Source organism: Enterobacter cloacae complex sp. ECL411, from assembly GCF_021869665.1.
Lineage (GTDB): Bacteria > Pseudomonadota > Gammaproteobacteria > Enterobacterales > Enterobacteriaceae > Enterobacter > Enterobacter intestinihominis.
The window spans coordinates 673,656-697,209 of sequence record NZ_CP091486.1 but is presented as its reverse complement, the minus strand read 5'-3'; the positions used below and the strand labels follow the sequence as shown (position 1 = coordinate 697,209).

The following is a 23,554-nucleotide window of genomic DNA, read 5'->3' as shown; positions in this document are numbered from 1 at the left end:
TTCTGTAGGCCGGGATCGCTACGCGTCACCCGGCTGGTTTTGTTACGCCTGCTCTTTCGCGGCCGGTTTAGGCAAGAAGCCTTCCAGCACGATTAACGCTGCACCAACGCATATTGCGCTATCGGCGAGGTTAAAGGTCGCAAAGTGCCAGTCGCCGACGTAGAAGTCGATCATATCGACTACAAAGCCGTGCCACAGGCGGTCAAACAGGTTACCCAGTGCGCCACCAATGATCAGCGCGTAGGCGATGTTATTCAGCTTTTGCGTGGCCTTCGAGCGGTACATCAGCACCGCGAGCACGACGCAGATACCCGTTGCGATACCTGCGAAGAACCAACGCTGCCAGCCACCGCTGTCGGCAAGGAAACTAAACGCCGCGCCGTAGTTGCGGGCGTAGTGCAGGTTAAGCGACGGGAACAGCGGGACCGTATCCCCCAGAGCGAAATTCTGGAGGATCAGGAACTTGCTGCCCAAATCAATAATCAGCACCACTACCACCAGCCACAGCCAGCGCAGTCCTGTTGAACAGAGAGTTTTACTCATCAGGCAAACTTACGTTTTTCGCCGTCGCCGGCGACGTTGCTTACACAGCGTCCGCAGATGTCTGCGTGTTCCGCCACCTGGCCGACATCGGTAGTGTAATGCCAGCAACGCGGGCATTTTTCACCATCGGCTTTGCTCAGTGCGACCTTCAGTCCTTTGAGCAGTTCGCTCTGCTGAGCATCAGCAGATGCCTCGGCATAATCCGCAACTTTCGCACCGGAGGTCAACAGGACAAATCGTAATTCATCGCCCAGCGCGGTCAGCTTCGCGGCCAGCTCAGGCTCTGCGTACAGGGTCACCGTCGCTTCCAGAGAGCCACCGACTTTCTTGTCAGCGCGCGCCTGCTCGATTACCTTGTTCACTTCGCCACGCACTTTCAGCAGCTCGTCCCAGTAGGCGTCGTTCATTGCTTCAGTGCTGGAGAGGTCGAACAGACCTTCGTACCACTCGCCGGTGAAGACATACTTCTCACGGTCGCCCGGCAGGTAACCCCAGATTTCATCTGCGGTGAAGGACATGATCGGCGCCATCCAGCGTACCAGCGCCTCTGCGATGTGGAACAGCGCGGTCTGGCAGCTACGACGCGCCACGCTGTCCGCTTTCGCGGTGTACTGGCGGTCTTTGATGATGTCGAGATAGAACGACCCCATCTCAATGGAGCAGAAGCGCATAAGGCGCTGCACCACTTCGTGGAAGTCGTAAGACTCATAGGCTTTCAGAATATCTTCCTGTGCCGCTTTCGCGCAGCCTACCGCCCAGCGATCGAGCACCACCATCTCTTCCGGCTTCACCATGTCTTTTACCGGATCAAACCCGTTCAGGTTCGCCAGCAGGAAGCGCGCGGTGTTACGAATACGACGATAGCTGTCAGCAGCACGTTTCAGGATCTCGTCAGACACCGCCATTTCGCCCGTATAGTCGGTGGATGCCACCCACAGGCGCAGAATATCCGCGCCCAGCTTGTTCATAACGTCCTGCGGAGAAACGGTGTTACCGATGGATTTGGACATCTTACGGCCCTGACCATCCACGGTGAAGCCGTGGGTCAGTACCTGGCGGTAAGGTGCTTTGCCCTTCATGGCGGTGGAGATCATCAGGGATGACATGAACCAGCCGCGGTGTTGGTCGGAGCCTTCCAGATACATGTCGGCAGCGTGACCGGCGAACTCAGGGCGCACGTCAACCACGGAGGAGTGGGTAGACCCGGAGTCGAACCACACGTCCAGGGTATCCGGCACTTTCTCGTAGTTGTCCGCGTCAGCGCCCAGGATGTCACGGGAATCGAGATCCCACCACGCCTGAATGCCGTCAACTTCAACGCGCTTCGCCACCTCTTCCATCAGTTCCAGGGTGTTCGGGTGCAGTTCCTGCGTCTCTTTATGCACGAACAGCGACATCGGCACGCCCCAGGTGCGCTGACGGGAGATACACCAGTCAGGACGGTTAGCCACCATGGATTCGATACGCGCCTGGCCCCAGTCCGGGATCCACTGCACGCCTTTGATCTCTTTCAGAGACTGCTCGCGCAGGCCTTTCTGGTCCATGCTGACGAACCACTGCGGGGTCGCACGGAAGATAATCGGGGTCTTATGGCGCCAGCAGCACGGATAGCTGTGCTGCATTTTCTCAACGTGCAGCAGCGCGCCGCTGGTGCGAAGCATGTCAACGATGATGTCGTTGGCTTTAAAGACGTTGATACCGTCCAGCGCCGGGTAGGTGCCAGGCAGGTAAGAGCCATCCGGACCGACCGGGTTGGCGATTTCCAGACCGTATTTCAGGCTGATGTTGTAGTCGTCAGGACCGTGGCCGCCGGCGGTATGCACCGCACCGGTACCCGCGTCCAGCGTGACGTGGTCGCCCAGGATCGCCGGAACGTCGAAGTCCAGGAACGGGTGTTTGAAGCGCATCAGCTCCAGCGCGTCGCCTTTTACGGTACCCAGCACGCTGTAATCAGTGATGTTCGCGCGTTTAAGCACGCTTTCAACCAGATCTTTTGCCAGGATAACCGCGCGACCATCAATTTGTACCAGCGCGTACTCAAACTCACCGGACAGGGAAATGGCACGGTTGGCTGGTAACGTCCACGGGGTGGTGGTCCAGATAACCAGCGAGACTGGACCGCTTACGCCTGGCAGGCCAAATTTAGCTTTGATCGCATCCTGATCGACCGCTTCGAACGCCACGTCGATAGAAGGCGAGGTTTTGTCGTAATACTCTACTTCCGCTTCTGCCAGCGCAGAACGGCAGTCCACGCACCAGTGCACCGGCTTAGCGCCTTTATGCAGGTGACCGTTGCCGATGATTTTACCCAGCGCACGGATAATGTTGGCTTCGGTTTTGAAGTCCATGGTCAGGTACGGGTGCGACCAGTCGCCTAGCACGCCCAGACGGATGAAGTCAGCGCGCTGACCGTCTACCTGGGTGGCAGCGTATTCGCGGCATTTCGCGCGGAACTCTGCGGCGGTGAACTTCTCACCCGGCTTACCGTACTCTTGCTCCACTTTCAGCTCGATTGGCAGACCATGGCAGTCCCAGCCCGGAACATAAGGCGAGTCATATCCCGCGAGTCCTTTGGACTTCACGATAATGTCTTTCAGAATCTTGTTTACAGAGTGACCAATATGAATGCTGCCATTCGCATAGGGAGGGCCATCATGCAGAATGAAGGTTTTTTTGCCTTTTTTGGCTGCACGAATGATGCCGTACAGGTCATCATCAGTCCAACGCGCCAGCATTCCCGGTTCGCGCTTGGCGAGATCGCCGCGCATCGGGAACCCTGTTTCCGGCAAATTCAGGGTTGATTTATAGTCACTCATCAGATTCTCGGTTCCGTATTTATCACGTAGGCAGTTAAGCCGGTTCTAAAGCCCAAAAAACTCGCGGGCCGTTAATTCATCTCGCGCGATTTGCGCCTTAAGTTCATCCAGCGAAGCGAATCGCTGTTCATTGCGTATTTTTTTACGCAGTATCACATCTATATGGCGACCGTAGAGGTCCATTACAACGTCCAGCAGGTGTACTTCTAACTGTTGACGCACACCGGAAACCGTTGGACGTGTACCAATGTTGGCAACACCGTAGAAAGGCTTCTCACCCAGTCCTGCCACTTCCACCGCATAGACCCCTTTAACCGGGGAGACCTGACGACGCAGCGGTATATTCGCCGTCGGAAAACCTATCGTGCGGCCCAGCGCATCGCCATGGACCACACGACCTGAAATTGTGAACGGATGACCCAGCAGCGTTTCTGCCGTGTCCAGTTCATCGTTCGCCAGCGCCTGACGTACCGCCGTGCTGCTGACGCGCACCCCGCCCTCACAGAAGGTCATCGTACTGGTGACGTCAAACCCGTACTCCAGGCCAGCCTTCTGTAATAACAAGAAATCGCCCTGACGACCAGCGCCAAAGCGGAAATCATCGCCCACGGCGAGAAACTGCACGCCAAGCTGCCTGACCAACAGATCGCTGACAAAGTTTTGTGCGGTCAGCGCGGCAAACCGACGGTCGAAGCGTACGCACAGGACGTAGTCCACGCCGGACTCCGCCAGGTAGCGTAACTTCTCACGCAGACGCGTCAGCCGCGCGGGGGATTTCTCGCCGGCAAACAGCTCCAGCGGCTGCGGTTCGAAAATCATCACCACAACGGGCAGGCCACGCGCCTCCCCTTCTTTACGCAATCCCTGCAACAGCGCCTGATGCCCACGATGCACGCCGTCAAAATTACCAATGGTCAGCACGCACCCGTGCGGGGCTTGACTGAGATTATGTATGCCGCGTATCAGCTTCATGACTGGCTCAAAACAGTGAAAATCGCCAAAGTATACCTTGTACGGCGGTTAAGGTTAACCGGCGATTGTTCACGCGAAACAGAAAGCCGTATGATTTCATCAGGCTGACCTTTCACAGCAAAAAAATCTGCCCGAGAACTGCGATTTTTATGCCGAAAGGCTGTATTCACGAAAGACAAGCTGGTAGAATCCTGCGCCATCACTACGTAACGTAGCGTCGCTCATTAACGGCGCTTATTTGCACAAATCCATTGACAAAAGAAGGCAAAGAGGGCATATTCCTCGGCCTTTGAATTGTCCACATAGAACATATTTGGGAGTTGGACTTGGCTAATATCAAATCAGCTAAGAAACGTGCCGTTCAGTCTGAAAAGGCTCGTAAGCACAACGCAAGCCGTCGCTCTATGATGCGTACTTTCATCAAGAAAGTATACGCAGCAATCGAAGCAGGCGACAAAGCTGCAGCGCAGAACGCATTTAACGAAATGCAACCAATCGTGGATCGTCAGGCTGCTAAAGGTCTGATCCACAAAAACAAAGCAGCGCGTCATAAAGCAAACCTGACCGCGCAGATCAACAAACTGGCTTAATCGCTACTTGTTGTTGCTTGTTTGAAAGAACCCGCTTAACGCGGGTTTTTTTATGTCTTCAGATTGCCGGCGGCGTAAACAGCGCCGAGTAGTCGCGGTTGCAGATTCGCTGCACCGCCGGGTGCTGAATCATCCTTTCGGCGAATATGGCGTGATACTCTTCCATCACGTTATCCACCCTGCCAATCTCGGTAATCTTGTCGTCTGAATAGAGATCGTGCGCGTACAGCGTCGGGGCAACGAAGATAGCGTTGTGCGCCTCGCCAAAAGCCTTCATCAAAGCCGCATCGTCGAACTCACCGAGGATCTCCACGTTCAGCCCCTGCGAGTTAAACCAGTTCAGCAGCTTACGTCCGAGCATAGACCGCCTACCCGGCACCAGCAGGCGGCGCTCTTCCAGGCAAGCAGGAAACGGTTTTTCCGGCGGCGGATTAATGCACCAGAAACTGACGCCGCATTCGCCAATTTTCACCGAGAACAAGCCTTCCTGCTGCGTGGAGTCGATTGGGCAATCCGAAATGATCATATCCAGCTTATGCTGGCTCAGCTGTTCCAGCAGCATCTCGTGAGTGGACTCAAAGCAGCGTAAATGAATCTGTTCATCTTCCACCACCGCCGCATCCAGCACACCGCTTACCAGCCGTTTGGACAACGCATCCGCCACGCCCACGTCAAAGAGCAGGTTCGACTCTTTGCGATAGTTAACGATATCCAGCATCTCCTGGCTCAGGGTGAACATCTTGTCCGCATAGCGGAACACCAGTTCGCCCAGCTCGCTCGGCTCAATGCCACGTCCTTTCCGCTTAAAAAGCTTGCCCTGTAAGCGCTCTTCCAGGGCTTTGATTTGCCCGGTAATAGTTTGTGGTGTCAGATAGAGCGCCTCTGCCGCTCCCACGACCGAGCCCTGCCTGTAGACATGCCAGAAGTAATAGAGATGGTTATAGTTCAAATGAGACATCACGTTTTCACTCCCTGATAGTTTATCGGGAGAAGGCTTCCCTTCTCCCGGTTTCCTGTTATGCCTGGACAGCCTGTCCGGACAACTTCACCTTCAACAAGGTATAACCAATAACCGCGGCCAGTAACGACCCGATAAGAATGCCGAGTTTCGCCCAGACGATAAGCTCAGGCGCGCTGGCACCAAACGCCAGCGTCGAGATAAAGATCGACATGGTGAATCCAATACCGCACAGCACGCCGATGGCCATAATCTGACTAAAGGTGGTTCCGTTTGGCAATGACGCCAGCTTCAGCTTCAGCGCCAGCCAGCAGAACAGGCTGATACCCAGCGGCTTACCGATAAACAAACCAGCGATGATACCCAGCGGCAGCACAGAGGTGAGTCCGTCCAGGGTAACACCGGCCAGGGAAACACCCGCGTTGGCAAATGCAAACAGCGGCAGGATCATAAAGCCCACCCACGGATGAAGCACATGCTCCAGCTGTCTGGCAGGCGATTTGCCGTCCTGCTCCTTCAGCGGAATAAAGAAGCCAACGATAACGCCCGCCAGCGTGGCATGCACGCCAGACTTCAGCACCGCCGTCCACAGCACCATCCCCACCAGAATATAAATACCCGTGCGTCGGACGTTGAAGACGTTCAGCAACGCCAGCACCGCAATAGCCACGGCCGCCACGCTCAGCGACAGAACCGACAGATCGCTGGTGTAGAACAGCGCGATAATCACGATAGCGCCCAGGTCATCGATAATCGCCAGCGCCATCAGGAAAATTTTCAGTGCTACCGGGACGCGGCTACCGAGCAAGGCTAAGACCCCGAGCGCAAACGCGATATCCGTTGCGGCCGGGATCGCCCAGCCGTCACGCGCAACCGGATCCTGCCATGCAAACGCGAGAAAGAGCAACGCGGGAACGATCATCCCGCCAATCGCCGCGATCACCGGAAACGCCGCGCGCTGTCGGCTGGCAAGAGAACCGATCACCAGCTCACGTTTGACCTCCAGGCCTACCAGCAGGAAGAACACCGCCATCAGCGCATCGTTGATCCACAGCAGCATGTTCTTGTTAATTTCCAGCGCCCCGACCTTCAGCTCGACGGGGGTTTCCAGAAATGCGTGATAGAGATCGCGCGTCATGCCCATATTGGCGAGCAGCATGGCGGCTGCAGCAGCAATAATCAGGATGACGCCGCCGGATGCCTCACTGCTAAAGAAACGGTGTAGTAATTTCACGTTTAAGCTCTCTTTTACAACAATACCTCGGTAAAACCATAATATCAGCGCAAACAGATCGGTAAAAACAGATTAATATTGGTTATAGATTCAGTTTAACCGAGGAATAACGCTATAAAGCAAAAAGCCCGGAATCGCTTCCGGGCTTTAAAGGATAGTAACCAGCTGGCAGGTTAGCGGGTTAAATCGTCGAAGAATTTTTTGACGCCATCGAAGAAGCTTTTGGAGCGCGGGCTGTTTTTCTCACCCGTCGGGCCACCAAAACTCTCCTGAAGCTCTTTCAGCAGCTGTTTCTGCTTGTCGTTCAGGCCGACCGGCGTTTCAACGACCACGCGGCATAACAGGTCACCCTGCGCGCCACCGCGAACGGATTTAACGCCTTTGCCGCGCATGCGGAACAGCTTCCCGGTCTGGGTTTCGCCAGGGATTTTCAGGTTAACGCGACCGTCCAGCGTCGGCACTTCGATTTCGCCGCCCAGCGCCGCCATCGCAAAGTTGATCGGCACTTCACAGTACAGGTTGTTACCTTCACGCTCGAAGATGGCGTGCTGTTTAACCTGAACCTGAACGTACAGATCCCCTGCCGGTGCGCCGTGCTCGCCAGCTTCCCCCTCACCTGCCAGACGGATGCGGTCGCCCGTATCTACGCCTGCCGGGATCTTAACGGACAGCGTTTTGGTTTTCTCCACGCGACCGTGACCGTGGCATTTGGTGCACGGATCTTTAATCAGCGTACCGCGACCATGACAATGCGGACAGGCCTGCTGCACCGCGAAGAAGCCCTGGCGCATCTGCACCTGACCGGAACCGTGACAGGTTGGACAGGTCTGTGGCTGAGTCCCCGCTTTCGCGCCGCTGCCGTGGCAAACGTCACACTCTTCCAGCGTCGGGATACGGATCTCTTTGGTTACGCCACGAACCGCTTCTTCCAGTGTCAGGTCCATGTTATAGCGCAGATCTGCGCCGCGCGCCGCGCGCTGACGACCACGACCGCCGCCGAAGATATCGCCAAATACATCGCCAAAGATGTCGCTGAAATCAGCGCCGCCGCCGAAGCCGCCGCCACCAAATCCACCGCCGCCCATGCCGCCCTGTTCAAAGGCCGCGTGACCATACTGGTCATAAGCCGCACGTTTTTGTGCATCGGTCAGGACTTCGTAGGCTTCTTTAATCTCTTTAAATTTGGCTTCAGCCTCTTTGTCACCCTGATTACGGTCAGGGTGGAATTTCATGGCCAGGCGCTTATATGCCTTTTTGATTTCACGCTCTTCCGCAGTTTTCGGAACGCCTAAAATCTCGTAATAGTCTTGCTTTGCCATTGGTTTTTTTAAGCCCCTTAACATGCGAGCACGGGCGTGGAGAATACTCCTACGCCCGTGCCGATTAATTACCCTGCATCAGGGCGATTATTTTTTATCTTTCACTTCTTCGAACTCAGCGTCGACAACATCGTCGTCTTTCGCGTTGTTCTGGGAAGCATCAGCGCCCGCCTGCTGCTGTGCGTGCTGCTGCTGAGCGATTTCCATCAGCTTCTGAGAAACCTGTGCCAGCTCCTGCATCTTCGCTTCAATGTCCGCTTTGTCTTCGCCTTTCAGAGACGTTTCCAGCGCGCTCAGTGCAGTTTCGATCGCAGTTTTGTCTTCCGCTGGCAGTTTATCGCCCGCTTCTTCAACCTGCTTACGGGTGCTGTGCAGCAGATGGTCACCCTGGTTACGGGTCTGAACCAGCTCTTCGAACTTACGGTCGGATTCCGCATTAGCTTCGGCATCACGAACCATTTTTTCGATTTCCGCTTCGTTCAAGCCAGAAGATGCCTTGATGGTGATCTTCTGCTCTTTACCGCTGTTTTTGTCTTTCGCAGACACGTGCAGGATACCGTCAGCATCGATGTCGAAGGTGACTTCGATCTGTGGCATGCCGCGTGGTGCCGGGTTAATACCGTCCAGGTTGAACTGACCCAAAGATTTGTTATCCGCCGCACGCTTACGCTCACCCTGAATCACATGGATGGTTACCGCAGACTGGTTGTCTTCAGCGGTGGAGAACACCTGGCTGTGTTTCGTCGGGATAGTAGTGTTTTTGTTGATGAGCGGAGTCATCACGCCACCCATGGTTTCGATACCCAGTGACAGCGGAGTAACGTCCAGTAGCAGTACGTCTTTCACTTCACCCGTCAGAACACCACCCTGAACCGCAGCACCGATAGCAACCGCTTCGTCCGGGTTCACGTCTTTACGTGGCTCTTTACCAAAGAATTCAGCAACTTTCTTCTGAACCATTGGCATACGAGTCTGACCACCTACCAGGATAACGTCCTGAATATCAGACACGGACAGGCCAGCGTCCTGCAATGCAACTTTCAGTGGCTCGATAGAACGGTTCACCAGGTCTTCTACCAGGCTTTCCAGTTTCGCACGGGTCACTTTGATGTTCATGTGTTTTGGACCGGTCGCGTCTGCGGTGATGTACGGCAGGTTCACGTCGGTCTGCTGAGCGGAAGACAGCTCGATCTTCGCTTTCTCAGCGGCTTCTTTCAGGCGCTGCATGGCCAGCGGGTCGTTACGCAGGTCAATGCCCTGATCTTTCTTAAACTCGTCAACGAGGTAGTTGATCAGACGGGTATCGAAGTCTTCACCACCCAGGTGGGTATCACCATTGGTTGCCAGAACTTCGAAGGTTTTTTCGCCGTCAACGTCGTCGATTTCGATAATAGAGATATCGAAGGTACCACCACCCAGGTCGTAAACCGCGATAGTGCGGTTGCCAACTTCTTTGTCCAGACCGTAAGCCAGCGCAGCTGCGGTTGGTTCGTTGATGATACGTTTTACTTCCAGACCTGCGATACGGCCAGCATCTTTGGTTGCCTGACGCTGAGCATCGTTGAAGTAAGCAGGTACGGTGATAACAGCTTCAGTTACCGGTTCACCCAGGTAATCTTCCGCGGTTTTCTTCATTTTCTTCAGCACTTCAGCAGAGATCTGCGGAGGTGCAGTTTTGGTGCCTTTCACATCAAGCCATGCATCGCCGTTATCGGCTGCGATGATTTTGTAAGGCATGATGGAAACGTCACGCTGAACTTCTTCGTCCTGGAAGCGGCGGCCAATCAGGCGTTTGATCGCAAACAGGGTGTTTTGCGGGTTTGTCACTGCCTGACGTTTAGCCGGCTGACCAACCAGAGTTTCACCATCCTGGGTATAAGCAATGATAGAAGGCGTGGTGCGATCGCCCTCGGCGTTCTCCAGCACACGTGCAGTAGTGCCATCCATAATCGCTACACAAGAGTTGGTAGTACCCAGGTCGATACCAATAATTTTACCCATCTAAACGTCTCCACTAAAAATTCAGTCAACATGTGGTTGTGTACCTGTAATAAGGGCAGAACGTACTTTTTCAACTGCCCAGATTTGATTTTTTTCAGGTCCACACACTGCGGTTGCTTACAAGATGGGGTCACAACGGCATCCATCAAGGGGGAAGGATAAAAAATTTTTTAATTTCACCCCGATGAGATCATAGACGGCGCCGATGCCGCCCATTATGATGCCGCGCCCCGTCAGGTAGAACTGGCGCGGGTTTAACCATTTCACCATATTAATGATGATTTTTTTGAGGACTTATGGGCAACACTAAGTTGGCTAATCCGGCTCCGCTGGGCCTGATGGGTTTTGGCATGACCACCATTCTGCTGAACCTGCACAACATCGGGATGTTCCCGATGGACGGCGTAATCCTGGCGATGGGCATTTTTTACGGCGGTATCGCGCAAATTTTCGCGGGCCTGCTGGAATATAAGAAAGGCAATACCTTCGGCTTAACCGCCTTTACCTCTTACGGTTCGTTCTGGCTGACGCTGGTCGCCATTCTGCTGATGCCTAAAATGGGCCTGGCAGATGCTTCAAACGCCCATTTCCTGGGCGTGTACCTGGGACTGTGGGGCGTGTTCACCCTGTTCATGTTCTTCGGCACCCTGAAGGCGAACCGCGCGCTGCAATTCGTCTTCCTGAGCCTGACCGTGCTGTTCGCTCTGCTTGCCGCGGGTCACCTGGCGGATAACGAAGGCATCGTTCACGTTGCCGGCTGGGTCGGTCTGGTGTGCGGCGCAAGCGCTATCTACCTGGCAATGGGTGAAGTGCTGAACGAGCAGTTCGGCCGCACCGTATTACCGATTGGTGAAAAACACTGATCCCTCTGTCGTGCCCGCGTCGCGGGCACGACATCCCTCTGACTGGCGAAGCCACATCCCCAATACCAGCCCCATCAGCGATAACGCCAGCACGTACCATGCAGGTGCAAGGGGTGACAGCCCCATCAACACCGTGACCACAATCGGGGTCAGCCCACCGAAAATGGCATACGAGACGTTATAAGAGAATGAGATGCCGGTGAAGCGTACCTCCGGCGGGAAGGCGCGGACCATTACGTACGGTACGGCGCCAACGACGCCCACGCACAGCCCGACGATGCCGTACAGCAGGAACAACTGTTCAGGATGGCTGCCCGCAAGATGGTAGAATGCCCAGCTCGACGCGGCCAGCAGCAGGCTGCCGACAATAAAGGTCACGCTGGCACCGAAACGATCCGCCGCCAGTCCCGCGGCCAGACAGCCAAAGCAGAGCATAATTGTCGCGATACTGTTCGCCTGTAACGTCACAGCAGGCGCAAAACCGTACTGTTTTTGCAGCCAGACCGGCGACATCAAAATGACCACCACGATACCCGCAGACAGCAGCCAGGTCAGAAGCATCGACACGACTACCGCTTTTTTATGCCGCACTACTACGGTTTTTACCGGCAATTCTTGCGCCAGCGCCTTCCGCTGCTGCATTTCCAGAAATACTGGCGTCTCCTGCAACCAACGTCGCAGGTACATTGCCACCAGCCCAAACGCCCCGCCCAGCAGGAACGGGATACGCCAGCCCCAGTCGTGAACGGCCTGTTGCGTCATGCTGGTATTGATGATGGTTGCAACCACGGAGCCAAGCAGAATCCCGATCGTCAGTCCTGCGGTCAGGGTTCCGCACGCAATGCCGATGCGGCGCACCGGGACGTGCTCAGCGACAAACACCCACGCGCCCGGCACTTCCCCGCCGATGGCCGCGCCCTGAAGAATACGCATCAGCAGCAGCAATAACGGGGCGATAATGCCCATCGACTCATAGGTAGGCAAAAGGCCAATCGCCAGCGTCGGCACGGCCATCAGCAGGATGCTGAGGGTAAACATCTTCTTGCGCCCAACCAGATCGCCAAAGTGCGCCATAACAATGCCGCCCAGCGGACGCGCCAGATACCCGGCAGCGAAAATGCCGAAGGTTTGCACCTGACGCAGCCATTCAGGAATATCCGCCGGGAAAAACAGCGCCCCCACGACGGCGGCGAAGAAGACAAAGATGATGAAGTCGTAAAACTCCAGCGCGCCGCCCAGAGCAGCGAGCGTGAGGGTTTTGTAGTCCTGTCGATTCAGAGGTCGGGTGTTATGTGACATAGCGAACCATTGTGCATGTGTTGTGGATTATTTTTTACAGTAATCGTAAAGAAAAAATTACTATATCGTAAATCCATTTACACGCTACTGCGGCTGGCGCTAATGTCACATTTAAAGCATTTTCAGGAGATTGTTTCGCGGCGAGCGCTTTTAGGGCGAAATGCTGCTACCACGTTGCCGTCAGTTTCCACGTACGGACCGTCAAGCAGTTGTATACAATACGGTACACTTGCAAAGATACCGTGGACGATAACGCTCCCGTCTTCGGCTTTTACTCCTTCCAGCGTTTCTTTTATCGACTTCGGCTGCCCCGGCAGGTTCAGGATCAGCGCCTGTTTGCGGATCACCCCGACCTGACGGGAAAGAATGGCCGTCGGGACAAAGTGTAGACTGATCTGGCGCATCTGTTCACCGAAGCCCGGCATTTCACGATCGGCGATAGCCAGCGTCGCGTCCGGCGTTACATCGCGGCGCGCGGGGCCGGTTCCGCCCGTCGTCAGCACAAGGTGGCAGCTCATCTCATCCACCAGCTCACACAGGGTCTGCTCGATGATCGGCTGCTCGTCCGGGATCAGGCGAGTCTGGATCTCAAACGGGGTAGTGAGCGCGCTGCCCAGCCACGCTTCCAGAGCAGGGATGCCTTTATCCTGATAAACACCGCTGGAGGCGCGGTCAGAAATCGACACTAAGCCGATGCGTAAGGTATTCATATCCATTCCATTCAAAAAGTACTGATTAAAGGGAATGATACACGCAGAGAGAAAATTCAGACAGAGGCGGGGGAAAGAGGCGTGACCGGGAACCCGGTCACGCAGAATGATTACAGCAGGTCGCCGATCATTTTTTCCAGTTTTTCCTGGTCGATAGCAAACTTACGGATACCGTCCGCCAGTTTATCTACGGCCATTGGATCCTGGTTGTGCTGCCACAGGAACTCGGACTCGGTGATGCGCTCTGGGCGCGCTTTCACTTCACCGGTGTAGGACAGTTTACGCTCGATAGCACCTTCGCTTTCTGCCAGCTCTTTCAGCAGCGCAGGGGCGATGGTCAGGCGGTCACAGCCAGCCAGCTCAATGATTTCACCGACGTTACGGAAGCTTGCGCCCATAACAACGGTCTCATAGCCGTGCTGTTTGTAGTATTCGTAGATTTCCGTCACGGAAATCACGCCTGGATCTTCAGACGCCGCATACTCTTTCTTGTCGGTGTTGGCTTTGTACCAGTCCAGAATACGGCCCACAAACGGAGAAATCAGGTATACGCCAGCTTCGGCACATGCACGCGCCTGTGCGAAGGAGAACAGCAGAGTCAGGTTACAGTTGATCCCTTCTTTTTCCAGCTGCTCAGCGGCGCGAATGCCCTGCCATGTAGAGGCCAGTTTGATCAGGATACGGTCGTTGCTGATGCCCGCATCGTTGTACAGTTTGATCAGGCGTTTTGCTTTGGCAATAGACGCTTCGGTGTCGTAGGACAGGCGAGCATCAACTTCAGTAGAGATACGGCCAGGAACGAGCTTCAGGATTTCCAGACCGATGTTTACTGCCAGTTTGTCAGTCGCATCCACAACCTGCTGCGCGCGGTCATTGCTCTGTGCTTTTGCCCAGGTCACCGCCTCGTCGATCAGTTTGCGATACTCAGGGATCTGCGCGGCGTTAAGGATCAGAGAAGGGTTGGTTGTAGCATCCTGCGGCTGGTACAGCTTCATTGCCGCAATATCTCCGGTGTCAGCGACGACAGTGGTGAACTGACGAAGGGAGGTCAATTTATCCGTCATGATAGTGTTTCTCTTTTAACGTTCCCTGGATAATTCACACTACCGACAGCCTGCCAGCAGCGGAAAAATGACAGGTTTACTTGTTAGGGGGATGTAACCGGTCTGCCCTGATGATAACACGAGTGAGAGGCAGCGCAACCGCAGACAGTGCGCTTAGGCAGAGTATGATAAACTCAGAATATTAACAGGCTGCTAAGTAACAGCATGCACAATCAGTGGTAGCGCTTACATATTCACGTTGGCATCAACAAGAGGGACGTTAGTGCCTGATTTCTTTTTCTTTATTAACGAAGTTCTCTGGGGTTCAATCATGATATACCTGCTTTCAGGGGCAGGTATCTGGTTTACGTGGCGCAGCGGACTGATTCAGTTTCGCTATATTCGCAAATTTGGCAGAAGTCTGAAAAACAGCGTCACACCACAGCCGGGCGGCCTGACCTCATTTCAGGCGCTCTGTACCAGCCTGGCCGCGCGCGTCGGCAGCGGTAACCTGGCCGGTGTCGCGCTGGCAATCGGCGCGGGCGGTCCGGGCGCGGTATTCTGGATGTGGGTGACGGCGATTATCGGTATGGCCACCTCCTTTGCTGAATGCTCGCTTGCGCAGCTCTACAAAGAAAAAGACGGCAACGGTCAATTTCGCGGCGGCCCCGCCTGGTATATGGCTCGCGGACTGGGAATGCGCTGGATGGGCGTCCTGTTCTCAATCTTTTTACTGATGGCCTATGGTCTTATTTTCAATACCGTTCAGGCTAATTCCGTCGCCCACGCGCTGCGCTTTGCCTTCAATTGTCCGGAGTGGCTGACGGGCAGCGCGCTTGCCCTTCTCACCCTGCTGACCATTGTGACCGGGCTGAGAGGGGTTGCCCGCCTGATGCAGTGGCTGGTTCCGCTGATGGCGCTGCTGTGGGTGTCAACCAGCCTGATGGTATGCGCGATACATATCGACGAGGTGCCGAACGTCATCGTCACCATTTTCCAAAGCGCGTTCGGCTGGCGCGAAGCGGCTTCCGGCGCGCTGGGTTACACCCTTAGCCAGGCTCTCACTGCGGGTTTTCAGCGAGGCATGTTCTCCAACGAGGCGGGAATGGGCTCCACGCCGAATGCCGCCGCAGCGGCCGCATCCTGGCCCCCGCATCCCGCCGCGCAGGGCATTGTACAGATGATTGGCGTCTTCACAGACACCATTGTTATCTGCTCCGCCAGTGCGATGATAATGTTGCTGTCCGGCGCCGTTGAACATCCATCCGGCAGTACAGCAGGCATTCACTGGGTACAACAGGCGCTGGTCTCCCTCGTCGGCGGTTGGGGCGCAGGCCTTGTCGCCCTTGTCGTGGGGCTTTTTGCCTTCAGTTCTATTGTGGTGAACTATATCTATGCCGAGAACAACCTTATTTTCCTGAAAGTTGACTCGCGTCTTGCCCGCAACATCCTTCGCGCGGGTGTGCTGGCGATGGTATTTGTCGGTTGCCTGCTTAGCATGCCGATGATCTGGCAACTGGCGGATGTCATTATGGCGCTGATGGCCATCACCAATTTGACGGCAATTTTGCTTCTTTCACCGGTTGTGGCGCTGATCGCGCGCGATTATCTGCGTCAGCGCAAGCTCGGCGTACAGCCCGTCTTTGACGCCTCACGCTATCCCGAAATCGAATCACAAATTGCCCCTGGCACCTGGGATGATTTGCCGCGGCAATAACAGCTATCGATCAATTCAGGGCGATTTTTTGTTAAAGTCGCTCTAAATTTCCTGCAAGGACTGGATATGCTGATTCTGATTTCACCTGCCAAAACGCTCGACTACCAGAGCCCGCTCGCCACTGAGCGTTATACCCAGCCGGAATTGCTGGACTACTCGCAACAGCTGATCCACGAGGCGCGTAAGCTTTCGGCTCCGCAAATCGCTTCGCTGATGAGCATCAGTGATAAACTCGCCGACCTGAACGCCACCCGTTTTCACGAGTGGCAGCCTGACTTCACGCCCGCTAACGCCCGCCAGGCGCTGTTGGCCTTCAAAGGTGACGTCTACACTGGCCTGCAAGCAGAAACGTTTAGCGAAGCCGATTTCGATTTTGCCCAGCAGCATCTGCGCATGTTATCCGGCCTGTACGGGGTGCTGCGCCCGCTGGATCTGATGCAGCCATATCGTCTGGAGATGGGTATCCGCCTGGAAAACGCCAAAGGCAAAGATTTGTACCAGTTCTGGGGCGATGTCATTACCGATAAGCTTAACGCGGCGCTACAAGCCCAGGGGGACAACGTGGTGATCAACCTGGCCTCCGATGAGTACTTCAAATCGGTGAAGCCGAAAAAGCTGGATGCGGACATTATCAAGCCGGTGTTCCTCGACGAGAAAAACGGCAAATTTAAAGTGATCAGCTTCTACGCCAAAAAAGCGCGCGGTCTGATGAGCCGTTTCATCATTCAAAACCGCCTGACGAAGCCAGAGCAGCTCACTGGCTTTAACAGTGAAGGGTATTTCTTCGACGAGGCATCGTCAGGAAAAAACGAGCTGGTGTTTAAGCGTCACGAGCAATAAAAGACAACCCCGCCAGCTGGCGGGGTTTGTGTTAATGGTGCTTCCGGTCCGGCCCCGGGCGATGATCGTCATGACGGTGATGATCGTGACGATCGCGATGTTCATCGTGCGGACGCCAGTGGTTATCGCGCCAGTCATAGTGCGCTTTCCACCAGTCATGGTCGCGCCAGCGGCCGCCATCCCAGTAGTGTCCGTTATTATCCCGATCGCCAATTTGCAGTTTTACCGCAGGGACGAGGGTGATCTCAGCTGCCTGCACCGCCATGGGAGCGACCAGCATCAGTGAAAGCGCGATAAGTGCAGGTTTCAGTGTAGACATAGGTGACTCCTTATTCTTCTTGCCCAACGTGGGCCGATGTAAGGAGAGTACGTGATGGGAACGGTGGATGTTATTCTCTGCAATCCTAAACCCTAAGTAACCGCATTTATTGGGAATTTCTGCTTTTTTCCTGCTGTTTTTCTCCTTATTTTCTCCATAAAAAAGCCGGGTGGCGGCTTCGCCTTACCCGGCCTACTTTCTGAAATGTTCCAGGCCCGGTAAGGCGTAGCCGCCACCGGGCAATAAACTCACGCTCGGGTCATCATCAGCTTACGCAGTGCGGCAAAGTCTGCGGGCAGCTCATGGGACAGCAACGGCAGGTCGGCGCGCTCGGCCAGCTCTTTTGGCAGCGGCAGCGTTTCACCCAGGATCGCTTCCACGCTCTCTTTGAACTTGGCCGGATGGGCGGTACCGAGGAACAGGCCATACTCACCCGGTTGAAGCTGATCGCGCAGGGCACGATAGGCAATCGCCGCGTGCGGCTCAGAGGTATAGCCCACCGCTTTCAGCTCGCGCATGGTGGCTTTCGTGGTTTCGTCCGTCACCGCTGCGTAGCCCAGGTCGCCCAGACGCCAGACCTTACGGCGGAACAGCTCTTCCACACGCGGCCAGTTGTTAGGCTGTGACACATCCATCGCATTGGAGAGCGTGGCTTGCGTCGCGTTCGGCGCCCATTTTCCGTCCTTCAGGAAACGCGGCACGGTGTCGTTGGCGTTGGTAGCGGCGATAAAGCGCTTCACCGGCAGGCCGAGTGATTTCGCCAGCAGGCCCGCCGTCAGATCGCCGAAGTTCCCGCTTGGCACAGAAACTACCAGCTGATTGCGCGCGTCCTGCGGCAGCTGGGCCACCGCTTCGAAGTAGTAGCAGATCTGCGCCAGCAGACGGCTGATGTTGATGGAGTTGGCAGAGTTCAGCCCCAGCGCCGCCTTCAGCTCTTCGTCATCAAAGGCCTGCTTCACCAGCGCCTGGCAGGCATCGAAATCGCCGTCGATCGCCACGGTTTCAATGTTGCCCCCAAGAGTGCAGAACAGTTTTTCCTGAAGCGGGCTGATTTTGCCTTTCGGATAGAGGATCACCACGCGGACGTTTTTCAGGCCGTAGAACGCATGAGCCACCGCCGCACCGGTATCACCTGAGGTCGCGGTCAGGATGGTCACCGGTTTGTCGCCGCTGATGTGGGTCAGCATCTGCGCCATAAAGCGACCGCCGAAATCTTTGAACGCCAGCGTCGGGCCGTGGAACAGCTCCAGACAGCCAACGTCAGGCTCCACCTGCTTCACCGGGGCCGGGAAAGCAAACGCCGCGCGCACGCGCTCTTCGAGCAGCTCCTGCGGGATTTCGTCGCCAATAAACGCAGACAGAATTTTGGTGCTGCGGGTGACAAAGTCCTGCTTAAGCAGTTCATCGATTTCAGTCAGTTGAAATTCCGGCAGGTCGTGGGGGAAGAACAGCCCCTGATTTTTGCCCAAACCCTGCGTTACCGCCTGCGCAAAGCTGACCTGCTCGTTATGATCTTTAAGGTTGTAGAGTTTCATTCGTTATCCCAGTACTCGTGCGCCAGCCGTGTCCAGACGGCAAATATGAACAAAGCCTTCCTGATTTTGCAGGTAGTGTTTAGAGAGCCAGTCCGCCACGCGCTGCGCGGTGTCTGGCTTGTCGCATAAGGCGAACAGCGTTGGGCCGGAGCCGGAGATGCCGCACGCCTGTGCGCCGATATCCATGGATGCCTGTCGCGCTTCGTTAAAGCCCGGCAGCAGCTTCGTGCGATACGGCTCGGCAATAACGTCTTTCATCAGTTTCGCCGCCAGCTGCGGCTGTCGGGTATAGCAGGCATGAATAAAGCCCGCCAGATGACGCCCGTGGGCGATACAGTCCTGACGACGATACTGCGCCGGCAGGATCGCACGCGCTTCGGCGGTAGAAACCTTAATGCCCGGATAGGCAAGCACCCACAGCCACTCATCAAACCCTGGCACCTGCTGGCTGATGATGCCATTTTCTTCAATCATCAGCTGCATGCCGCCAAGGAAGCACGGCGCCACGTTATCATAATGAATGCTGCCGGAGATGCGCCCTTCCAGCTCGCCCATCAGCGCCAGCAGGCGGCTGTTGTTCAGCGGCTTGCCGCAGTGCTCATTCATCGCCACCAGCGCGGCGACCACCGAGCAGGCGCTGGAGCCGAGTCCCGAACCAATCGGCATGCTCTTTTCCAGCGTCATGGCGACCGGCACGTTTTTACCGATCTCCTGACAGAAGCGTTCCCAGCACTGATAAACGATATTCTCACGCGGTTCAGGCGGCAGCTTGCTGGCAAAACGGCCGACGTTATTCAGGCTGAAGCGCTCTGCCGCCTCAACCGTTACCGTATCGCCCAGCAGCGAACCATCCACCGGCGTAACCGCCGCGCCCAGCACGTCAAATCCGACGCTCATATTGGCGCTGGAAGCCGGGGCATATACTTTAACCATCTTAAACTCCTAACTTCCATGACAGGGTACGCAGCAGATCGGCAAACACGCCCGCCGCCGTCACATCATTCCCTGCGCCATAGCCGCGAAGTACCAGCGGCAGTGGCTGATAATAATGGCTGTAGAACGCCAGGGCGTTCTCGCCGTTTTTCACCTTGTACAGCGGATCGTTGCCATCCACTTCGGCAATCTTCACGCGGCAGACGCCGTCTTCTTCAATATTGCCAACATAGCGCAATACCTTACCTTCATCACGGGCTTTCGCAACGCGGGCGGCAAAGGCGTCGTCAAGCTGCGGCAACCTGGCCATAAAAGCGCTGACGTCGCCGCTGTCATCAAATTCTGCTGGCAGCACCGGCTCAATCACGATATCCGAAAGCTCCAGCTCGCGGCCGGTTTCGCGCACCAGGATCAGCAGCTTACGCGCCACATCCATACCGGAGAGGTCGTCGCGCGGATCCGGCTCGGTGTAGCCCAGCTCGCGCGCGGCGCGGGTGGCTTCCGAAAGGCTCATCCCTTCGTCCAGCTTGCCGAAGATAAACGACAGGGAGCCGGAGAGGATGCCGGAGAAACGCTGTAGTTCGTCGCCCGCGTTCAGCAGGTTTTGCAGGTTCTCGATGACCGGCAGGCCTGCGCCCACGTTGGTGTCATACAGAAACTTGCGGCGCGACTTGCTCGCCGCCAGACGCAGCTGGTGATAGTAATCCATCGACGAGGTGTTGGCCTTTTTGTTCGGCGTCACCACATGGAAACCTTCGCGCAGGAAATCCGCGTACTGATCGGCCACAGCCTGGCTGGAGGTACAGTCGACGATCACCGGGTTAAGCAGGTGATACTCTTTCACCAGACGGATCAGACGACCCAGGTTGAACGGCTCTTTCGCCTCTTCCAGTTCCGCCTGCCAGTTTTCCAGGTTCAGACCGTGGACGTTAGTCAGCAACGCTTTCGAGTTCGCAATTCCGCAGACGCGCAAATCGATATGTTTCTTCTTAAGCCACTCCTGCTGGCGCTTTACCTGCTCCAGCAGCGCGCCGCCGACGCCGCCGACGCCCACCAGGAACAGCTCAATCACCTGGTCGGTGTTGAACAGCATCTGATGCACCACGCGCACGCCGGTAGTGGCGTCATCGTTATCCACGACAACGGAAATTGAACGCTCTGATGAGCCCTGGGCAATCGCCACGATATTGATATTGGCCCGCGCCAGGGCGGCAAAGAATTTGGCGGAGATTCCGCGCAGGGTGCGCATGCCGTCGCCTACCACGGAGATCACGGCCAGACGCTCCTGAATCGAGAGCGGCTCCAGCAGCTCTTCTTTCAGCTCCAGGTAGAACTCTTCTTCCAGCGCGCGACGGGCGCGCAGGCAATCGCCCTGCGGGACGCAGAAGCTGATGCTGTATTCGGAAGAAGACTGCGTGATCAGCACCACGGAGATCCCGTTACGGGACATGGCCGCAAATACGCGTGCCGCCATGCCAACCATACCTTTCATACCCGGGCCAGAGACGCTGAACATCGCCATGTTATTAAGGTTCGAAATGCCTTTTACCGGCAGGTCATCTTCATCAGCGCTGGCGCCAATCAGCGTACCCGGCGCCTGCGGATTACCGGTGTTTTTAATCAGGCAAGGGATCTGGAACTGGGCAATCGGGGAGATGGTACGTGGGTGAAGCACTTTGGCGCCGAAGTAGGAAAGCTCCATCGCTTCCTGGTACGACATCGACTTCAACAGCCTGGCGTCCGGCACCTGGCGCGGGTCGCAGGTATATACACCATCAACGTCAGTCCAGATCTCACAACAGTCTGCACGTAAACAGGCCGCCAGCACGGCAGCGGAGTAGTCAGAGCCGTTACGCCCCAGCACCACCAGTTCGCCCTTCTCGTTACCGGCGGTGAAGCCTGCCATCAGGATCATGTGGTCAGACGGGATTTTGCTCGCCGCAATGCGGCGTGTCGACTCGGCAATGTCGACGGCGGATTCAAGGTAGTGTCCCACAGCCAGCAGTTTTTCAACCGGATCGATGACCGTCACGTGGTGACCGCGCGCTTCCAGCACGCCCGCCATGATGGCGATAGAGAGTTTTTCACCCCGGCAAATCAGCGCCGCGTTGATGCTGTCCGGGCATTGACCCAGCAGGCTGATACCGTGAAGGACGTGTTTAATCTGGGCAAATTCGAGTTCCACGGTGCTTTTCAGCTGCGCCAGCGGGAAGCCAGGCTGGGCGTCTGCCAGCCCCTGAAGCAGTTCAGCGAAGATACGTTCGGCGTCGCTGATGTTCGGAAGTGCATCCTGGCCACCGATGGTTTTTTCAATCATCGCCACCAGGTGGTTCGTGATTTTTGCCGGGGCAGAGAGCACGGTAGCAACCTGCCCCTGCCTGGCGTTACTTTCCAGGATATCGGCAACACGCAGAAAACGCTCTGCATTTGCCACTGATGTACCGCCGAACTTCAACACTCGCATGGTTCTACCTCATTTCCTTTAGCCGAAAAAAAAGCCCGCACTGTTCAGGTGCGGGCTTTTTTCTGTTTTTCCTGTACGCGTCAGCCCGCATCGTTACCTGTGGTAATGATGATGGTTGTAGTAATGGTGGTGATGCTGATGCGTTTCATGGATGTTGTGTACTCTGTCATTATTATCTGTCTGTGCTCTATTCTTTTAGGGTTAAAGGATCGGACACCTTAAGTCAATGAATTTTTAATTTGATCACAACTCGGGACATTCTCACGTCCCGCTGCGTGCAGATTTATTTTCATCGGAATACCCCAGATGCAACCCCAGACATCAGCAGGATCGGCCATAATAAAAACCTATGACACTATTTTACTCGGCTAATTTTTTTTCAATATCATGAAGCAATCGGTGCAGCATTGCCGTGTCGCGCTGTTCAAGACGCCCCAGGCGCTGCTGTAACCAGTCCACCATTTTTTGATCGTCAGCGACGCCCAGTTGCTCGAGAAGCTTATCTGCACGAATACGCAGCGCCGCCAGCTGGTTTTCATCCGTTACTGACGCTGGCGGCTGAGAAATTTGTATTAAGGATGCTAATTGATAGCAGTACACCATCACCGCCTGCCCCAGATTGAGTGACGGATAATCCGCCACCATCGGCGCGCCCGTCAGGACGTCAGCCAGTTCCAGTTCTTCGTTAGTTAGCCCGGAATCTTCTCGCCCAAAAACCAGCGCGGCTTTCTCCAGCCACTGGCTTTTTTCTTCCAGTAGTGGCACCAGTTCAGCAGGCGTGGCGTAATAATGAAACTTCGCCCGGCTGCGCGCGGTCGTCGCGACGGTAAACGAAATATCGTGCAGCGCCTCAGCGAGCGTAGCGTAAGTGGTTATATTATCGAGAATATCACCCGAACCGTGCGCCACCCATCGCGCAGCAGGCTCCAGATGCGCCGCGCTGTCTACGATACGCAAATCGGTAAAACCCATGGTCTTCATGGCACGCGCCGCAGCGCCAATATTTTCAGCTCTTGCTGGTGCCACCAGCACAATCGACAGATGCATTTATGCTCTCTTTTTAATCAGTTAGCAGGTAAAAATGTGATTCACTTCAACATATTACGCAGCACGAATTTACAATTTTGCAACACAAATCACCGAAATAGCGTTTCATAACAATTAAAAAAAGCTAAACTATTTTGTGGCTGAACAATCAGTTAGAATGTTAACAGAAGTCCATTATCCTTATGTTTTGTAATGATAATGACCTTATGAATACTCTTTTCCGATTGGATTCGTACCGTTTATCAATCAATGTCCGCAACTAGTTGGTTTATTGAAAAATTGTGACAAAGGCTAGCATTCAGCTACGATGATTTCATCAAACTGTTAACGTGCTACAATTGAACTTGATAT

The 23,554-nt window shown here is 55.3% G+C and carries 20 protein-coding genes, 1 pseudogene and 1 other annotated feature; of the genes and pseudogenes, 4 read left to right on the top strand and 17 right to left on the bottom strand.

The features are described 5' to 3' along the window. Positions 1-42: 42 nt before the first annotated feature. The 4 genes and pseudogenes from lspA to L3069_RS27425 form a co-directional block, all read right to left on the bottom strand. Positions 43-543 (bottom strand): signal peptidase II, encoded by a 501-nt coding sequence (gene lspA / locus L3069_RS03380; protein ID WP_038415309.1) that lies wholly within the window; start codon positions 541-543, stop codon positions 43-45. Beyond that, positions 543-3,359, bottom strand: coding sequence for an isoleucine--tRNA ligase (gene ileS, locus L3069_RS03375; RefSeq protein ID WP_038415308.1), 2,817 nt, complete (start codon positions 3,357-3,359; stop codon positions 543-545). Before ileS ends, lspA begins: the two co-directional genes overlap by 1 nt. A gap of 45 nt (positions 3,360-3,404) precedes the next feature. Then, on the bottom strand, positions 3,405-4,331 hold the full coding sequence (gene ribF, locus L3069_RS03370) for a bifunctional riboflavin kinase/FAD synthetase (RefSeq protein ID WP_023299293.1): 927 nt from the start codon (positions 4,329-4,331) through the stop codon (positions 3,405-3,407). Positions 4,332-4,338: 7 nt separating this feature from the next. Beyond that, positions 4,339-4,556, bottom strand: a pseudogene (locus L3069_RS27425) (DUF2575 domain-containing protein). Positions 4,557-4,657: 101 nt separating this feature from the next. Here L3069_RS27425 and rpsT point away from each other — a divergent pair. After that, a complete protein-coding gene (gene rpsT, locus L3069_RS03365) occupies positions 4,658-4,921 on the top strand; it encodes a 30S ribosomal protein S20 (protein WP_003856458.1) in 264 nt (87 codons plus the stop codon). A 58-nt stretch (positions 4,922-4,979) separates the two neighbouring features. On the opposite strand, the gene nhaR is transcribed toward rpsT, so the two are convergent. From nhaR to dnaK, 4 genes are all read right to left on the bottom strand, one after another. Then, complete coding sequence (gene nhaR, locus L3069_RS03360; RefSeq protein ID WP_008502038.1) at positions 4,980-5,879, bottom strand: transcriptional activator NhaR; 900 nt, start codon at positions 5,877-5,879, stop codon at positions 4,980-4,982. Positions 5,880-5,937: 58 nt separating this feature from the next. After that, on the bottom strand, positions 5,938-7,113 hold the full coding sequence (gene nhaA, locus L3069_RS03355) for a Na+/H+ antiporter NhaA (RefSeq protein WP_038415304.1): 1,176 nt from the start codon (positions 7,111-7,113) through the stop codon (positions 5,938-5,940). A 173-nt stretch (positions 7,114-7,286) separates the two neighbouring features. Continuing rightward, a complete protein-coding gene (dnaJ, locus tag L3069_RS03350; protein WP_008502040.1) occupies positions 7,287-8,432 on the bottom strand; it encodes a molecular chaperone DnaJ in 1,146 nt (381 codons plus the stop codon). A gap of 87 nt (positions 8,433-8,519) precedes the next feature. Beyond that, positions 8,520-10,433, bottom strand: coding sequence for a molecular chaperone DnaK (dnaK, locus tag L3069_RS03345; RefSeq protein WP_006810169.1), 1,914 nt, complete (start codon positions 10,431-10,433; stop codon positions 8,520-8,522). A gap of 296 nt (positions 10,434-10,729) precedes the next feature. Here dnaK and satP point away from each other — a divergent pair, with 296 nt between their 5' ends. Continuing rightward, entirely contained in the window at positions 10,730-11,296 is a 567-nt protein-coding gene (gene satP, locus L3069_RS03340; RefSeq protein ID WP_022647004.1) for an acetate uptake transporter, read from the top strand. Here satP and L3069_RS03335 read toward each other — a convergent pair. The 3 genes from L3069_RS03335 to tal form a co-directional block, all read right to left on the bottom strand. Further along, a complete protein-coding gene (locus L3069_RS03335; protein ID WP_023305417.1) occupies positions 11,273-12,595 on the bottom strand; it encodes an MFS transporter in 1,323 nt (440 codons plus the stop codon). The two genes, satP and L3069_RS03335, sit on opposite strands and share 24 nt — an antisense overlap. A gap of 122 nt (positions 12,596-12,717) precedes the next feature. Continuing rightward, positions 12,718-13,305, bottom strand: coding sequence for a molybdopterin adenylyltransferase (mog, locus tag L3069_RS03330; RefSeq protein WP_003856479.1), 588 nt, complete (start codon positions 13,303-13,305; stop codon positions 12,718-12,720). 110 nt (positions 13,306-13,415) lie between these two features. Further along, positions 13,416-14,369: a transaldolase gene (tal, locus tag L3069_RS03325; RefSeq protein ID WP_003856481.1), complete on the bottom strand. Its 954-nt coding sequence runs from the start codon at positions 14,367-14,369 to the stop codon at positions 13,416-13,418. Positions 14,370-14,631: 262 nt separating this feature from the next. On the opposite strand from tal, the gene L3069_RS03320 reads away from it, so the two are divergent. Beyond that, a complete protein-coding gene (locus L3069_RS03320; protein WP_038415297.1) occupies positions 14,632-16,065 on the top strand; it encodes a sodium:alanine symporter family protein in 1,434 nt (477 codons plus the stop codon). Positions 16,066-16,131: 66 nt separating this feature from the next. Then, positions 16,132-16,905 carry a peroxide stress protein YaaA gene (gene yaaA, locus L3069_RS03315; RefSeq protein WP_022650381.1) on the top strand — a complete coding sequence of 258 codons (774 nt, stop codon included), beginning with the start codon at positions 16,132-16,134 and terminating at the stop codon, positions 16,903-16,905. Positions 16,906-16,936: 31 nt separating this feature from the next. Here the strand turns inward: yaaA and L3069_RS03310 are convergent, their stop codons facing one another. The 6 genes from L3069_RS03310 to L3069_RS03285 form a co-directional block, all read right to left on the bottom strand. Then, positions 16,937-17,224, bottom strand: a complete 288-nt coding sequence (locus tag L3069_RS03310; RefSeq protein ID WP_022646999.1) for a DUF2502 domain-containing protein — start codon at positions 17,222-17,224, stop codon at positions 16,937-16,939. 248 nt (positions 17,225-17,472) lie between these two features. Continuing rightward, entirely contained in the window at positions 17,473-18,759 is a 1,287-nt protein-coding gene (thrC, locus tag L3069_RS03305) for a threonine synthase (RefSeq protein WP_003856490.1), read from the bottom strand. Positions 18,760-18,762: 3 nt separating this feature from the next. Next, complete coding sequence (gene thrB, locus L3069_RS03300) at positions 18,763-19,692, bottom strand: homoserine kinase (protein ID WP_023299286.1); 930 nt, start codon at positions 19,690-19,692, stop codon at positions 18,763-18,765. 1 nt (position 19,693) lies between these two features. After that, on the bottom strand, positions 19,694-22,156 hold the full coding sequence (gene thrA / locus L3069_RS03295) for a bifunctional aspartate kinase/homoserine dehydrogenase I (RefSeq protein WP_038415294.1): 2,463 nt from the start codon (positions 22,154-22,156) through the stop codon (positions 19,694-19,696). 24 nt (positions 22,157-22,180) lie between these two features. After that, positions 22,181-22,298, bottom strand: a sequence feature (Thr leader region). Continuing rightward, positions 22,237-22,305 carry a thr operon leader peptide gene (thrL, locus tag L3069_RS03290; RefSeq protein ID WP_015572623.1) on the bottom strand — a complete coding sequence of 23 codons (69 nt, stop codon included), beginning with the start codon at positions 22,303-22,305 and terminating at the stop codon, positions 22,237-22,239. It overlaps the preceding feature by 62 nt. Positions 22,306-22,516: 211 nt before the next feature. Beyond that, positions 22,517-23,203, bottom strand: a complete 687-nt coding sequence (locus L3069_RS03285) for a tRNA/rRNA methyltransferase (RefSeq protein WP_038415292.1) — start codon at positions 23,201-23,203, stop codon at positions 22,517-22,519. Between the last annotated feature and the right edge of the window lie 351 nt (positions 23,204-23,554).